Source organism: Hydrogenophaga aromaticivorans (assembly GCF_013387465.1).
In the GTDB taxonomy this organism is placed as follows: Bacteria; Pseudomonadota; Gammaproteobacteria; order Burkholderiales; family Burkholderiaceae_C; genus Hydrogenophaga; species Hydrogenophaga aromaticivorans.
Genome location: NZ_VYGV01000001.1, coordinates 403,992 through 417,217, shown reverse-complemented (window position 1 = coordinate 417,217; position 13,226 = coordinate 403,992). Strand labels below are relative to the sequence as shown.

Here is a 13,226-nt window from a genome sequence, read left to right as displayed (position 1 = left end):
GGCCTTGCAGGCGTCGCCGTCGGGCGCAGGCACGCGCTGTGGTGCTCGCGTAGCCTGCGGGCTGAGCGTTGCGCCGCAGCTCCCGGCTGATGGTGCTTGGTGAACGACCCAAGACTTGGGCCATGGCATCGATGGCCGCGTGCTGGCGCTGCTGAGCGCGGCGCTCGATCCGGACCTGGAGGCTTGAACACCATGCCAACGAACACCGCGCCGGCCACGCTGCACCTGCACATCGCTGCCCGGGAAACCGTGGCCGAGCTGCGGGTGCCAGGGGGCGAGGGCCAGCGCTTCGTGCTGCCGATCGGATGCGAAACGCTCTGGCCCGCGCCCGGTCACAGCGGGCCTTCGCCGCTGGCGCTGGAGGACGCGATCCAGACCGTGGAAGACCAGATCGAAGGCCTGCACCGCCACGTGCCCGCGGGTTCGCGCCTGGTGGTGGACGCGCAGACCTTGGCGCCGCTGCAACACGCTGGGGCCATTCGCGGCCTGGTGAACGGAGCCATTGGCCTGGCGGTCATCGAACACGAATACCAGCAACTGGCCGCGCGGGCCATGGGCGCACCGTCGGCGCGGGGCAGTGGTTTTGAGCACGCCGCTGGTGATGCGCTGGTGCTGATCCTTCGCGAGTGCCTGCACCACCTGGGCTTCGACGCGGTTCACCTGGCGGCTTGAGCAGGGCCGCCGCGGGGCGCTGTGTCACGTGTCTTTCACAGTCTTGACTTATTGTGGCCTTTGCCGGATTCTGCGATGGTTCGAATCCAGTCAAACCCGAGGGATGGCCAGCGGGCGCCCCGATCTGTCACACCCACTCTGAAAGCGAGTTCCTCCATGAAGAACAAGTTGTCCCGTATCGTTCTGGCCACGCTGTTGCTGGCCGCTGGCGCCGCGCAGGCGCAAGAGAAGACCCTGCGCCTGCTGACCTGGGGCGGTTATGCGCCCAAGGACGTGATCGAGCAGTTCACCAAGGAGACCGGTTTCAAGGTCGAGGTGACCACCTCCAACAACGAAGAGATGATCTCCAAGCTGCGCGCCACCGCCGGTGCCGGCTTTGACCTCGCCCAGCCCAGCCAGGACCGTATCGCCGGCCCGCAGACCGAGTTCAAGATCTACAAGCCGCTGGACCTGTCCAAGATCAAGGCCGATCTGTTCATCCCGTCCATGCTCGACGCGACCAAGAAAAACACCACGGTCGGCGGCAAGGTCTACGGCCTGCCGCACATCTGGGGCACCGACGGCCTGGTGGTCAACACCAAGACATCCAAGGCCACCGACTACGCCGACCTGTGCGCGGCTGAAAACGCCGGCAAGGTCAGCATGCGCCTGAAGCGCCCCACGCTGATCGCCATGGCCTTCGCCTCCGGCAAGGACCCGTTTGCGCTTTACGGCGACGCCAAGGCCTACAGCGCGCTGATGGACGACATGGGCAAGAAGCTCACCGAGTGCAAGAAGAACGTGAAGTTCTACTGGGACGGCAAGGACCAGCTGCTCGCCGGCATCCGCTCGGGTGAACTCACCACGGCCATGATGTGGGACACCGGCGGCTGGGAGCTGAACAAGGCCAATCCCGACGTGAAGTTCGTGGCGCCGAAATCGGGCGCGCTGGGCTGGGTGGACACCTTCGCCATCCCTGCCAAAGGCAAGAACGACGCCGCCGCCTACGCCTGGATCAACTTCAACATGCGCCCCGAGATCGCCGCCAAGGTGGCTTCCTCGGCCGGCAACTTCACCGCCAGCAAGGGTGCCGACCAGATGATGGACCCGGTGCTCAAGAAGCAGTTCGCCGACAGCTTCCCCGAAGCCGCGCTGAAGAACATCAAGTGGTACCCCGCCGTGCCGGCCGGCATCGAAGACATCGAGGGCCGCGTGCTCGACCGCGTCAAGGCCGCCCAGTAAGCCGTGGCGGTGCCGACGCCGGCCGCGGGCAGCCCCGCCACCGCCCCCGATCTCGACATCCGGTCCGTGCGCAAACGCTATGGCGCGTTTGCCGCGGTGGATGACCTGAGTTTCCAGGTGCGCCGGGGCTCGTTCTTTTCCATTCTCGGGCCCTCGGGCTGTGGCAAGACCACGCTGTTGCGCATGGTCGCGGGTTTCATCGCGCCCGACGATGGCGACATCGTGATCAAGGGCGCGTCCATGCGGGGTGTCGCGCCCAACCGGCGACCGGTGAACATGGTGTTCCAGCACCTGGCACTGTTTCCCATGATGAGCGTGGGCGAGAACATCGCCTACGGCCTGGAGCGCCGCGGCGTGAAGGGCGCCAGCGCCAAGGCCAAGGTCATCGACATGCTCCAACGCGTCGGACTCCCAGGCAGTGAGGGCAAGCGGATCGATCAGCTCTCGGGCGGGCAGAAGCAGCGCGTGGCGATCGCGCGCTCGCTGGTGCTGGAGCCCGCGTTGCTGCTGCTCGACGAGCCGCTGGGCGCGCTGGATCTGAAACTGCGTGAGCACATGAAGGTGGAGTTGAAACAACTCCAGGCCGAGGTCGGCACCACCTTCGTCTACATCACGCACGACCAGTCGGAAGCGCTGGTCATGTCGGACCAGGTCGCGGTGATGAACCACGGCCGCTTCGAACAGCTGGGCACGCCGCAGCAGCTGTATTACCAGCCGCAGACCGCGTTCGTGGCGGGTTTCGTTGGCAACAACAACCGCTTCGAAGGCACGATCGAATCGCGCAACGGCGAGCAGGTGCTGCTGCGCACGGCCAGCGGCCTGGGTCTGTGGTCACAGCGTGTGGGCGCGGTGGACGTGGGGCAGACCGCGGTGCTGTTCATCCGCCCCGAAGCCATCGAGATCGGGCGCAGCCCGCGCGAACTGCCCGCGGGCGAACCGGCCTGGAGCGCGAGCGTGCAGAGCGTGCTGTTCGATGGCGGCAACTCCACCGTGCTGGTGCTCGAAGACAAGAGCCAGACGCCGCTGCACATCGCACTGCCCCTCACCGGCCGCCTCGCCGATCTGAAGTCTGGCGAGACCGTGCACTTTGGCTACCAGCCTTCCCAGGCCTGGTGTTTCCCGGCTTGAGGCCATGAGCGACGCCACCGCGTACCGCCGTTGGATGCTGGGCCTGCTGCTGGCCCCGGCGCTGCTGTGGCTGGTGGGGCTGGTGATCCTGCCGCACGTGGAGCTGCTGCTGCTGCTGTCGCTGCAGGCGCGCGTGGGGCCGGGGGAGTACGCCGCCAGCCTCGACCAGTACCGCACCTTCGTCGACGAGCCGCTGTACTGGAACACCTTTGTGCGCACAGCGGTGATCTCGGTGCTGGCCACCGGGCTCACGCTGTTGCTGGCTTTTCCCGCCGCGTGGTACATCGCCAAGGTGGCGCGTGGGCGGCTGAAGATGGTGCTGCTGGTGCTGTGCCTGTTGCCGTTCTGGGTCAGCGAAATGGTGCGCACCCTGGGCTGGCTGATCCTGCTGCGTGAAACCGGCGTGGTTTCCAGCCTGCTGCAGGCCTTGGGCCTGGCCAGCCAGCCGGTGGAGCTGCTGTACCACGACGCCACCATCCTGGTGGGCCTGGTTTATGCCTCGCTGCTGTTCATGGTGATCCCGCTGGTCAACAGCCTGGAGAGTCTCGACGACAGCCTGATCGAAGCCGCCTACGACCTCGGCGGCTCGACGGCCAACATCGTGCGCCGCATCGTCATCCCGCACGCCGCGCCCGGCATCGCCGCCGGCAGCATCGTCGTCTTCATGCTCTGCCTGGGCAACTACCTCACGCCCACGCTGCTGGGCGGCAAGAACTCGCTGTGGTTCACCGAGCAGATCTACACCCAGTTCATCACCCGCTTCAACTGGAACCAGGGCGCGGCCTTCGGTTTCCTGCTGCTGTTCCTCTCCAGCCTGCTGGTGTGGGCCGGGCTGAAACTCACGGGCCAGCGCTTTGGCGCGGTGATGAAGACATGATTCCGTCACTGCCTCGCCCGGCCATCCAGCGCTTCGGCCTCGGCACTTTCGTGGCCTGCTTCTTCGTGTTCCTGTTCGTGCCGCTGCTGGTGGTGGCGGTGTTCGCGTTCAACAACGCCGACTACCCGACGCCGCCCTGGATGGGTTTCACGCTCGACTGGTTCACCGCGAACAGCGATGCGCGCACGGGGTTGCTGGCCGACGGCGAGCTGCTGCAGAGCATGGGCGTGAGCGCCTGGGTGGCGCTGTGGGTCACGCTGTTGTCGGTGGGTGTGGGCACCTGCAACGCCTTCCTGCTTGAGCGTTTTGAATTTCCGGGCAAGAACGCGATCGCGCTGCTGGCCATGCTGCCGCTGGTGATTCCGGGTGTGATCCTGGGCATTTCCATCCTCGCCTTTGCCAGCCGCATCGCCAACTTCGCCGACGAAACCTGGGGCCTGGAGCTGGACTTCTTGCGACCCGGCCTGCCGCTGGTGATCCTCGGGCAGTTCTGCTACATCGTGACCATCGCCACGCTCACCATCTCGGCCAGCCTGCGCCGCTTCGACCGCACGCTCGAAGAAGCCGCCTACAACCTCGGCGCGAGCCGCCTCGCGGTGCTCTGGACCATCACCTTGCCCTACCTGCGGCCGAGCATGATCGGCGCCGCGGCCATGGCCTTCCTGATGTCGTTCGAGAACTTCAACACCACGCTGATGCTGGTGGGTTCGGATTCCCCGCTCACCGTGCTGATGTACAGCCGCATGCGCGAGGGCGCCACGCCGGTGCTCAACGCGATCAGCCTCTTCCTCATGGTGGCCTCGGCCCTGCTGGCGCTGATGCTGCTCTGGCGCAAGCCGCAGGCGCAGTGAACTGCGCCAGACGGTTGCGGTGCGCGCGGGCCGGGATCAGGCGGCTTTGCGACCCCAGAAAGCCATGACCAGCAGCAACAGCGAAATCACGCCCAAGGCGATCAGTGTGGTGTTGGGCACGTAGTAGGTGGTGTACACTTCCCAGCCCAGCAGGCGCAGCAGATCGGACACCTCGGTGTAGATTCCCACGAGGTGACCGCCCAGCGTGCCGGTGATGCCCAGCAGGGCGCTGCCCAGGAAGGCCAGACCGGCCATGACCCAGCGAGACATGCCCTGCCACACGCTCTCGCCACGGCGCCAGCGCACGAACAGGATCACGGCCCAGAAGGCCACGGTCCAGCTGGCAAGCAGCACGTGGTTGCGGCCCAGGGCCGACGCGGAGATCGTTTCCCAGGGCCACACCATCAGGCCGATGGCAAACGCGATGATGCCGAACACCAGGCTGGCGCTGAGCAGCGGCACCAGCGCGTGGTCCACGGACTTGGCCAGCGGGCCGTCGGAGAATACGCGCAGGAAGATCGCCAGCGTGGCGGTCATCCAAAGCGCGATGGGAAAGTGAACCATCAAGACGTGATAGGCATCCATGATCAAACTCCTGTATTGCGCTTGAGCAACTGGTTGAGGGCAAAGCCGAACGCCACGATCAGCGCCAGACCGGCGAGCAGCGTCCAGCGCCACTGGTTGTAGATGTCGCTCGCGAATTCCGCTTCGATGCCGTAGTGCTTGAGCTGGCTCACGCTGTGGTGCGTGGTCACCGGCTGACCCTGTTTGATGAACTTCGCGCCCGCGTGCCGGGTGCTGTTGAGGTGCGGCCAGCTCACCTGGCCGGGGTAGAAGAGCTCCACCGTGGTCCACTGGTCTTTCCAGACGGGCGCGGCCCCATCGAACTTCTGCGCCACGATGTGGGCGTCACGGCCCAGGCCCAGCGTGGCGGGCAGGGACACGTAGTGCCAGCGCCCACCGGTGGCGTTGCGGTGGATGGCGAACGCCACCGCGTAGGCGCCCTGGTCTTTCAGGATCTTGTCGTCCAGCGGGTGCCCGGTGTCGAGCTTGCGCGTGAGCGTCACGTCCCAGAAACCATCGGCCCAGCGCCCCTTGCCTTGCACGGCGATGTCGGCCATCGATTCTTCGGGCGTGCGCAGGATGCGCCGCGGCAGGGTGTCGCCGTTCTGCCAGCCGGCGGCGGGATCAAAAGGCACCGCCTCGCCGTCGCGCAGGAAGTAGGTGCCGTCCTGCGACAGCTTGCCGCCCACCACGTCGTCCCACTTCAGGGCCTTGTAACCGGTGGTGGCGCTGTTGAACATCAGCTTGGGTTGCTTGAGTTCACCGTCCCAGTTGGACGCCGCGCTGCTCTTGCCGGCATCGCCCAACCGCGCTTCGGCGACCACCTGGTCGTCGGACATGTTGATCGGGTTCGAGCGATGACCGCGCCAGTGCCACAGATCCAGAAAATAGCCGGCGGCCCGCTGCGCCTTCAAGGTGTCTTCGGGTTGCACGCTGGCCCAGTCCGTGATGTCGGTGCGCGTCTGCGGCAGGTGCTTGCTGACCTCTTCCTGTTTGAGCTTCTTGCCCAGGTAGGGATGTGCCTTGACCTCGTCGCCTGCAGCATGTTCTGTGAAGGTGGCGATGCCCGGGCCGATGGCCAGGTAGCCACCGTAGCGCGCGAACTCGGGCACGCTGCCGTCGTCGAGCATCATGGCCACCCGGTCCTCGTGCAGGCCATCGGGTTCAGAGCCCGGCACCGCCTTGCCTTTGGTGACCCACTTGCCGTCCTCGAACATGACGACGTCGTGAAAGATGCCCGGCTTCTCGGCGGGCCAGCGGTAGCGGAAGAACATGTCGCTGCCGTTGTAGGCGGCCTGCACCTGCAGGGGCACGGTCAACTGCTGGGGCACGCTGATGTTTCGCTTGGGGTCGTCGCGGACGACGCCGGTCCCGTGCGTGATCCAGGAGAGCAGCAAGGCTCCGCTGAACAGCGCGACGGCGACCAGCAGGCCGCCTTGCGCAGTGGGTTTTTTCATGGGTGGCTCCTGTGAAGATGAACACCCAGCCTAGGCCTCACAGGCGGGTATCGGTTGATATTTGTCAACAATTGCCGTGCGTGACAGCGAGCTGCCGACCATCGGGCAACAGTCTTGAAAATGGGCTTTCGATTTAAGGCTGACCTAACAATTGACCGGGGAAAAGACGTGGATTTTTGCGAGGTTGTGCCGGACATGCTTCCGAGCATCCGGGCAAATTCAATCTGTTGAACGTCAGAACCTAGCCCGTCACACCACTTTTCAGTGGGGCTGTGGCCTGTTGGATGTTTGCAAACGTTCATGTGGCTACACGACCCAAGACGCCCAAGCCCACCAGTCCAGCACCCGGTTCTGAACCGCATCGTGTGGTCGCGCGCCTGCTGCGCCGGGTCCTGGTCTGAATCGGCCTCTTGGCTGTCTGTGAAAAGGGCAGCACAACCGGTTACGGTGAACCACGCGAGCTCACGTTTGTTACCGGGCCTCTTAAGTTCCACTTCATCTTGAGCCCTTTCAATACACACACCAGCACTTGCTGGGTTGCTATTGAAAAAGGATCACTTTCATGAAATCGGTTGTTCTCTCTGCTGTTCTTCTGGCTGTTTCTGGTGTGGCGCTGGCCGGTCCTGCGTGCAATGCCCCCAAGGAAAAATGGATGCCCGAAGCCAGCTTCAAAAAGGGCCTGGAAGACCAGGGCTACCAGATCAAGACTTTCAAGGTCAGCAAGGGCCAGTGCTACGAGATCTACGGCTTTGACAAGACCGGCAAGAAGGTCGAGATCTATTTCGACCCGGTCACTGCGGCCGTTCTGGAAACCAAATAAGCCTGCGAGGCAGACCGTATGCATGCAACGATGAACCTCTCAGCATCGCCGGCCACGGCGCGCCCCGTGTGGGACCGCTTCGTGCGGGTCTTTCACTGGACGCTGGTGTCCTGTGTGCTGCTCAACAGCTTTGTGGTGGACGATGGCGAAAACCTGCACCAGTGGCTGGGTTACCTCGCCAGCGCGCTGGTCGTGACCCGCATCGTCTGGGGCTTCATCGGTTCGAAGCACGCCCGGTTTGCCGACTTCTTTCCCACGCCGGGCCGCCTGATGCGGCACCTGCGCGGGATGCTCTCGGGCCAGCCCGAGATGCACTGGGGTCACAACCCGCTGGGCGCCGTGATGATGCTGGTGCTGATGGCACTGGTGCTCACGCTGGGCGTCACGGGATGGATGCAGTCGCTCGACGCTTTCTGGGGTGAAGAGTGGCTGCAGGATCTGCACGAACAGGCCGGTGATCTGCTGCTGCTCTCGGCCGGCCTGCACGGCGCCGCGGCGATCGTGATGGGGCGGCTGGAACGCACGCGCCTGGTCAAAGCCATGGTCACGGGGATCAAGGAAACGTACTGAAATGCCCCCTTGCGTCCCACGCCTTCATCGGCGTGGACCGGGGCTCCGCCGCTGCACAGAGATCAGCCCATGCGTGGGCTGATACGCTTTGGGGTAGCCCGGCGGTGGATCGCTTGAGCCCCACATCTCAGCCTGTGCCTGGGTCGCTGGGCACATGGCACACTGCCGCCATGCCCGCCACCGTCAACCCCGCCGAAGTGGATTTCACCGCCATCCGCGCGCAAGGCGCGGGCGGGCAGAACGTCAACAAGGTGTCCAACGCGGTGCACCTGCGTTTCGCCATCCACGCCTCGTCCCTGCCCGAGGCCATCAAGGAACGCCTGCTGGCCCTGAGCGACCAGCGCATCACCACCGAGGGCGTGGTGGTGATCAAGGCGCAAACCAGTCGCAGCCTGGAACAGAACAAGGCCGAGGCGCTGGAGCGGCTGCAGGCGCTGGTGGACAGCGTGGCCACGCAGCCCAAAGCGCGCAAACCCACCAAGCCCACTTTCGGTTCCAAACAGCGCCGGCTCGAAGGCAAGGCCACGCGCTCGCAGGTGAAGCAGCAGCGTGGACGCGTGCGCGGCGTCGATTGAACGCCCGGTGCGCCGTTTAAGCATTTTTTAGGATGTTCTTAAGCGCTATTTAGCAGCGCTCCCGCGTCCGGATTTTTAGACTTTCTCCCATGGCAGGTGACGCATGGGGCGCCGCCGCCAGGCAGCAAACGCGGACCCGTTCCGCCCAAGGAAGTCTTCATGCAGTTCACCCAACAGGAAATGAACCAGCTGGCCGCGGCCAGCACCAGCAGTTCGCGCGAAAACCTCTACGCCGGCATCCACAAGGCGCTGCGCGCCATGATGACCGACACCCTGCTCGCGGTCGGTCGCGCCGACCCGTCGGACCCGCAGGATGTGGCCGACGCCAGCGGGCGCGTGATCGGTCTGATGGACCTGTGCGAAGCGCACGTGCAGCACGAAAACAGCTTCGTTCACCCGGCGATCGAGGCGCGCACCCCGGGCGTCTGCGGCGAGGTGGCGCAGGACCACGTGGCGCACCTGCACCACATTCAGCGACTGCGGGCGGCGGCGCAGCAACTGCCGGGGCTGGACGACCCGTTGCAGGCGGGCGCCCTGCACGCGCTGTACCTGGAGCTCTCGCTCTTCGTCGCCGACAACCTGCAGCACATGCACGTGGAAGAGACGCGGCACAACGCCGCACTCTGGAGCGCCTACACCGACGCTGAGCTGCGCGCCATCCACGACGCATTGGTGGCCACCATCCCGCCGAGCGAGATGATGCAGGTGATGCGCTGGATGCTGCCGCAGATGCACGCGCTGGAGCGCCTGCAGGTGCTCGGTGGCATGCGCCAGGGCGCGCCGGCGCCGGTGTTTCAGGCCGTGCTTGACGTCGTGCAGCCGCACCTGAGCCCGCGCGACTGGGCCAAGCTCACTCAGGGCCTGGGACTGCCCGCGGTGCCGGGGCTGGTGGCGGCGGTGTAAGGTGCGGGCGCTCGGACTTCAGGCCACAGCCTGGAGTTCGACCGGACCGCCCACGCACAGGCGGAAGCGCCCGCGGCCGGTCTTTTCAATGCAGAGCTTCGGACACTGCTCCTGCAGGCGGCGCGAGAGCAGCAGCAGGCGCGCTTCGAGGTTGTCGGCCACGTCGGGCAGGCCCAGCGAGGTGTCGAGCCGCAGCTCGCGGTTGCAGAACTCGCTGCGGCCGCTGCGCTGGTGGTCCTGCAGCAGCTTCCACAAGATGGCGCCGGCCACGCCCTTGATGAGGTAGGCGTTGTCGATGAAGACGCTGCCGTTGGCTGGGTAATAGCGCACCTGCAGCGCCGGTCCCTGGGGCAGGGTGGCGAGCGTGGCTTCGCCGTCCCCGGTGGCTGCGGCGGCTTCCGGCTCTTCCTGCATCAGGTCGATCGCCGCGGCCAGCTGGCCGCCCAGCGTGACCAGCAGGTCTTCGTCTTCGAAGCTGAAACGCAGGTCCTGCGGACTTTCCACGAACAGCACACCCAGAACGCGGCCGGCCGAGCGCAGCGGCACGGCGAGCTGGCTGTGCGGCTCGGGCAGGCCGGGGTAGGGGATCTCGGTGCAGGCGGGCGCGTCCAGCAGGCCCCGGTCTTCCAGGCCGCTGCGCACCGCCTGGCTGTAGAGGTAGGCGCTGGTCATGTGCATGATGCGCACCGGCGTGCCCTCGCGCGCGGCCACGCCGATCACGCCGTCGCCCAGCGCGATCTCCGAACCCACGCCCGAGGTGGCGTAACCGAGGCTGGCCACGGTGTAGAGCCGCTGCGTGGCGGGGTCGAGGATCAGCACCATGGCGTGCGGAATGTCCATGTCCTGCTCCAGCGTCTGCAGCGTGGCCTCCAGCGCGGCGGCCAGCGTGGTGGCCTGGGCCAGCCGCGAGCTGCCGCGGCGCAGCGCGCCCAGCAGGCTGCAGCGCGGAGCGGCCGCCGGCAAGGGCTGGCCGTCCAGGCGCTCGATTCCGAGCACCTCGTAGACGTCGGCGCCGCGCAGCACGAACACGCTGGCCATGCCACTGTGCGAGGCGATGCCGGCGAGCTGGGCCTTCATGCTCTCGAACACCGGGCCGCCGTTCTCGGTGCGCAGGTAGCCCAGGTGCAGGCGGTAGAACTGCGCCGTCACCGGGTGCAGCAGCAGCACGGTGGCGCGCGGGTGGGCCAGGATGTTCTGGCGTGTCTTGTTGAAGAACTGGAACGACAGCGCCACGTGCCGCTCGTCCACGTAGAACACCTGCGAGATGTAGGCCACGTTGGGCGTGCCGTCGGCGGCGCAGGTGGCCATGATGGCCGGGATGGCGCCTTCCAGGCAGGGGCGCACCTCGCCCAGCGTGACCGCGTTCATGGGACCGCCCTCCGTGCCGCACACGGAGCGGCTGAGTGCCTCTGGAGCGGCCGTGTGGCCCTCACGGCTTTCCCCGCAGCGGCTGGCCGGCGTTTGGGCCCGGCGTCTGGTCGAAGGCCTGCGCTGGCGTGAACTCGATCGCGCTCAGGTCTTCGAAGCGGTGCGCCAGCATGGCGGCGGCAAAGTCGGGCCCTAGGCCGATGCGGCCCAGCTCGCCCTGCATCGCCCGCAGGTAACGCTGCAGGGCGGGCACGTCGTCCGGTGTGACCTCGCGCAGGCGCGCCTCGCGGGACTTGAGCTGCACCGTGCGGTGGCTGTGCGGTTCGCTGAACACGACGGCGACGCGCCCGGTGCTGGCGACGTCGCGCAGCAGCTGGGTGGACTGCTGGCGGTTGAGGAACACCGTGATGCGGTCGCCCTGCGGGCTGATCTGGCTGCCCACCGCGCGCATCAGGCTGGGTGTGAGGTCGTGCCCGCAGGAGCTGACGATCACCGACACCCCGCGCGCCATCATGGCGAGGTGGTCCGGTGTCAGCAGCGGTGGGGCGGCGGGTGTTTCCACGGTGTGTGGTGCTCCAGGTCGGAGCCCCGCATGATAGCCAGCCCACCGCGCGCAGCCAAGCGTGGCGCGGTCCTCAGACCGGTGGGTGCATCACGGAAGGGTCGGTGAACACCAGGTCCAGGGGGAAGCGTTGCCCGGTCAGGTGGTCTTCGATGCAGCGTTGCACCAGCGGGCTGCGGTGCCGCCCGGTGCTGGCGCGGATCTCGTCCGGCGTCATCCACAGCGTGCGCACGATGCCGGTGTCCAGCTCGCGTTGCGGGTCCAAGTCGCCCAGCTCACCGCAGTAGGCGAAACGCAGGTAGGTGATGTCCTCGCCGGTGGCGGGGCGCTGGAAGCGCGAGAGGTACACGCCGACCAGCGCCGTGGGCGTGAAAGCGTGGGCCGTCTCCTCCAGCGCCTCACGTGCAACCCCCTGCAGCGGGCTTTCGCCCGGGTCCAGATGGCCGGCCGGGTTGTTCAGCCGCAGACCCTCGGGGGTGTGTTCTTCGACCAGCAGATAGCGCCCGTCGCGCTCGATGATCGCGGCCACGGTGACGCTGGGTTTCCATCGGGTGTTCATGCCGACATTATCCCGTCCGATCGGTAGAAAGTTCCTTGAAGTGGTATTCCTTACCGCATTATGAAATCTCAAGACGCACGCGCTTTGGCAGCGGCCGCGCGATACGGCGCAAACCCTTGCGCGACATAGGTTTGCGCAATAAGGGGGTTCAGATGTCGTCGGTTAAGCTGGCGCGCAACCCATGTGTCCACCAGCGAGGATGGCATCCTTGCCGATGGATGGAGAATTCTTGGGGTCTGACGAACAACGAATGTGGAGAGGTCAAGCGCAGATGAACAGAAAACCGCGGATGTTTGGATCGATGCTCAAGATGCTGGCCTTTGGGTGGGTGACTCTGGGCGCGCTGGCCGCCCAGGCGGCCGACTTTTCGGTGGGTCGCGTGGAGGTTGAGTTCGCTGAAGAGGGCTGGAAAGAAGTGCGCTTGCCTGATACCGCGAGTGCTTACGGGGGCGACAAGACTGGTGCGTTGACAGTGCAGTCGAAGCTGTATGTGCGGGGCGCGCCCGGCGGCGATGATCAGATGCTTGTACTAGTGAGTGCCCACTCTGAAGGTATGGGTGGCGGTCGTGGCGCCTACATGAGCTATTCGCCCAACTGTCAGTCCGATGCCCAGATCTTCCGTGAAGGCAATGAGGGCTTCAGGGTGTCCTTCATGCAGTGCTTGATGGTGACGCCCCTGTACAGCAGCGAAAGCGTATTCAAGTCTTTGGCGCCCCAGGTTCTGGATTTGCAGACTTCTGGGGAGGTGTCTGTCCAGCGCCCCGTCTATACCGTGTGGAGCCACCATGCCATTTCCACGGGCTCGTTTCTGGACGTTCGTGTTTTCGTGATGTCACCCATGGAAGCGGCGGGTGCTTTGGTGGCAGAGACACTGCCGGAAGGCGTGTTGCCCGAGCAGGTGGCCTGGGGTCGACAACTAAAAGATGCCGTCAAGAGCAGTGTGCATTCCTTGTCTGGTCGCCTTGCCGTCCCACCGATCCGACTGGCACAACCTGTTCAGAATACCCATGTCGGTGGGGGTTGAGCGGTGGCCGTCGCGTTCTCGCGCAGGCGTTGCAAAGATCGCCCGAGGCCTTTTGGTCGCCTGCGGTGATGCGCG

15 protein-coding genes and 1 pseudogene are annotated in these 13,226 nt (G+C 65.7%); 10 read left to right on the top strand and 6 right to left on the bottom strand.

The genetic code is table 11. From position 1 onward, the window contains the following. Positions 1–148: pseudogene (locus tag F3K02_RS27380) on the bottom strand (helix-turn-helix domain-containing protein); the annotation flags it as partial. A gap of 44 nt (positions 149–192) precedes the next feature. Here F3K02_RS27380 and F3K02_RS02010 point away from each other — a divergent pair. The 5 genes from F3K02_RS02010 (at position 193) to F3K02_RS01990 (ending at position 4,749) form a co-directional block, all read left to right on the top strand. Beyond that, the gene (locus tag F3K02_RS02010; protein WP_177132724.1) at positions 193–672 is read left to right on the top strand and encodes a hypothetical protein; all 480 of its coding nucleotides are present in this window, start codon (positions 193–195) and stop codon (positions 670–672) included. 156 nt (positions 673–828) lie between these two features. After that, on the top strand, positions 829–1,893 hold the full coding sequence (locus F3K02_RS02005) for an extracellular solute-binding protein (protein ID WP_177132722.1): 1,065 nt from the start codon (positions 829–831) through the stop codon (positions 1,891–1,893). Between the two features lie 3 nt (positions 1,894–1,896). Then, positions 1,897–3,021, top strand: coding sequence for an ABC transporter ATP-binding protein (locus F3K02_RS02000; protein ID WP_343066944.1), 1,125 nt, complete (start codon positions 1,897–1,899; stop codon positions 3,019–3,021). A gap of 4 nt (positions 3,022–3,025) precedes the next feature. Continuing rightward, entirely contained in the window at positions 3,026–3,898 is an 873-nt protein-coding gene (locus tag F3K02_RS01995; RefSeq protein ID WP_177132720.1) for an ABC transporter permease, read from the top strand. Then, positions 3,895–4,749 (top strand): ABC transporter permease, encoded by an 855-nt coding sequence (locus F3K02_RS01990; protein ID WP_177132718.1) that lies wholly within the window; start codon positions 3,895–3,897, stop codon positions 4,747–4,749. Before F3K02_RS01995 ends, F3K02_RS01990 begins: the two co-directional genes overlap by 4 nt. A 36-nt stretch (positions 4,750–4,785) precedes the next feature. Here the strand turns inward: F3K02_RS01990 and F3K02_RS01985 are convergent, their stop codons facing one another. Next, positions 4,786–5,334 (bottom strand): DUF2231 domain-containing protein, encoded by a 549-nt coding sequence (locus F3K02_RS01985; RefSeq protein ID WP_177132716.1) that lies wholly within the window; start codon positions 5,332–5,334, stop codon positions 4,786–4,788. 2 nt (positions 5,335–5,336) lie between these two features. Next, positions 5,337–6,770 carry an ethylbenzene dehydrogenase-related protein gene (locus tag F3K02_RS01980; protein WP_177132714.1) on the bottom strand — a complete coding sequence of 478 codons (1,434 nt, stop codon included), beginning with the start codon at positions 6,768–6,770 and terminating at the stop codon, positions 5,337–5,339. Between the two features lie 562 nt (positions 6,771–7,332). On the opposite strand from F3K02_RS01980, the gene F3K02_RS01975 reads away from it, so the two are divergent. The 4 genes from F3K02_RS01975 to F3K02_RS01960 all read left to right on the top strand — a co-directional run bounded on the left by F3K02_RS01975 (position 7,333) and on the right by F3K02_RS01960 (position 9,638). Beyond that, complete coding sequence (locus tag F3K02_RS01975) at positions 7,333–7,590, top strand: PepSY domain-containing protein (RefSeq protein ID WP_177132712.1); 258 nt, start codon at positions 7,333–7,335, stop codon at positions 7,588–7,590. 30 nt (positions 7,591–7,620) lie between these two features. Then, on the top strand, positions 7,621–8,160 hold the full coding sequence (locus tag F3K02_RS01970; protein ID WP_177132709.1) for a cytochrome b/b6 domain-containing protein: 540 nt from the start codon (positions 7,621–7,623) through the stop codon (positions 8,158–8,160). 170 nt (positions 8,161–8,330) lie between these two features. Further along, the gene (gene arfB, locus F3K02_RS01965; RefSeq protein WP_177132707.1) at positions 8,331–8,735 is read left to right on the top strand and encodes an alternative ribosome rescue aminoacyl-tRNA hydrolase ArfB; all 405 of its coding nucleotides are present in this window, start codon (positions 8,331–8,333) and stop codon (positions 8,733–8,735) included. A 159-nt stretch (positions 8,736–8,894) separates the two neighbouring features. Then, positions 8,895–9,638, top strand: a complete 744-nt coding sequence (locus F3K02_RS01960) for a hemerythrin domain-containing protein (RefSeq protein WP_177132705.1) — start codon at positions 8,895–8,897, stop codon at positions 9,636–9,638. Positions 9,639–9,656: 18 nt separating this feature from the next. On the opposite strand, the gene F3K02_RS01955 is transcribed toward F3K02_RS01960, so the two are convergent. The 3 genes from F3K02_RS01955 to F3K02_RS01945 all read right to left on the bottom strand — a co-directional run bounded on the left by F3K02_RS01955 (position 9,657) and on the right by F3K02_RS01945 (position 12,127). After that, on the bottom strand, positions 9,657–11,006 hold the full coding sequence (locus F3K02_RS01955; protein ID WP_177132703.1) for a GAF domain-containing protein: 1,350 nt from the start codon (positions 11,004–11,006) through the stop codon (positions 9,657–9,659). Between the two features lie 61 nt (positions 11,007–11,067). Then, the gene (locus F3K02_RS01950) at positions 11,068–11,568 is read right to left on the bottom strand and encodes a pyridoxamine 5'-phosphate oxidase family protein (RefSeq protein ID WP_343066943.1); all 501 of its coding nucleotides are present in this window, start codon (positions 11,566–11,568) and stop codon (positions 11,068–11,070) included. Positions 11,569–11,641: 73 nt separating this feature from the next. Further along, positions 11,642–12,127: an NUDIX hydrolase gene (locus F3K02_RS01945; RefSeq protein WP_177132701.1), complete on the bottom strand. Its 486-nt coding sequence runs from the start codon at positions 12,125–12,127 to the stop codon at positions 11,642–11,644. A 271-nt stretch (positions 12,128–12,398) separates the two neighbouring features. Here F3K02_RS01945 and F3K02_RS01940 point away from each other — a divergent pair, with 271 nt between their 5' ends. Then, on the top strand, positions 12,399–13,151 hold the full coding sequence (locus F3K02_RS01940) for a hypothetical protein (RefSeq protein WP_177132699.1): 753 nt from the start codon (positions 12,399–12,401) through the stop codon (positions 13,149–13,151). The last annotated feature ends 75 nt before the right edge of the window (positions 13,152–13,226 follow it).

Coding starts and splice junctions, on each gene's coding strand:
- F3K02_RS02010 (WP_177132724.1), top strand. CDS start 193: ATGCCAACGAACACCGCGCCGGCCACGCTGCACCTGCACATCGCTGCC.
- F3K02_RS02005 (WP_177132722.1), top strand. CDS start 829: ATGAAGAACAAGTTGTCCCGTATCGTTCTGGCCACGCTGTTGCTGGCC.
- F3K02_RS01995 (WP_177132720.1), top strand. CDS start 3,026: ATGAGCGACGCCACCGCGTACCGCCGTTGGATGCTGGGCCTGCTGCTG.
- F3K02_RS01990 (WP_177132718.1), top strand. CDS start 3,895: ATGATTCCGTCACTGCCTCGCCCGGCCATCCAGCGCTTCGGCCTCGGC.
- F3K02_RS01985 (WP_177132716.1), bottom strand. CDS start 5,334: ATGGATGCCTATCACGTCTTGATGGTTCACTTTCCCATCGCGCTTTGG.
- F3K02_RS01980 (WP_177132714.1), bottom strand. CDS start 6,770: ATGAAAAAACCCACTGCGCAAGGCGGCCTGCTGGTCGCCGTCGCGCTG.
- F3K02_RS01975 (WP_177132712.1), top strand. CDS start 7,333: ATGAAATCGGTTGTTCTCTCTGCTGTTCTTCTGGCTGTTTCTGGTGTG.
- F3K02_RS01970 (WP_177132709.1), top strand. CDS start 7,621: ATGAACCTCTCAGCATCGCCGGCCACGGCGCGCCCCGTGTGGGACCGC.
- arfB (WP_177132707.1), top strand. CDS start 8,331: ATGCCCGCCACCGTCAACCCCGCCGAAGTGGATTTCACCGCCATCCGC.
- F3K02_RS01960 (WP_177132705.1), top strand. CDS start 8,895: ATGCAGTTCACCCAACAGGAAATGAACCAGCTGGCCGCGGCCAGCACC.
- F3K02_RS01955 (WP_177132703.1), bottom strand. CDS start 11,006: ATGAACGCGGTCACGCTGGGCGAGGTGCGCCCCTGCCTGGAAGGCGCC.
- F3K02_RS01945 (WP_177132701.1), bottom strand. CDS start 12,127: ATGAACACCCGATGGAAACCCAGCGTCACCGTGGCCGCGATCATCGAG.
- F3K02_RS01940 (WP_177132699.1), top strand. CDS start 12,399: ATGAACAGAAAACCGCGGATGTTTGGATCGATGCTCAAGATGCTGGCC.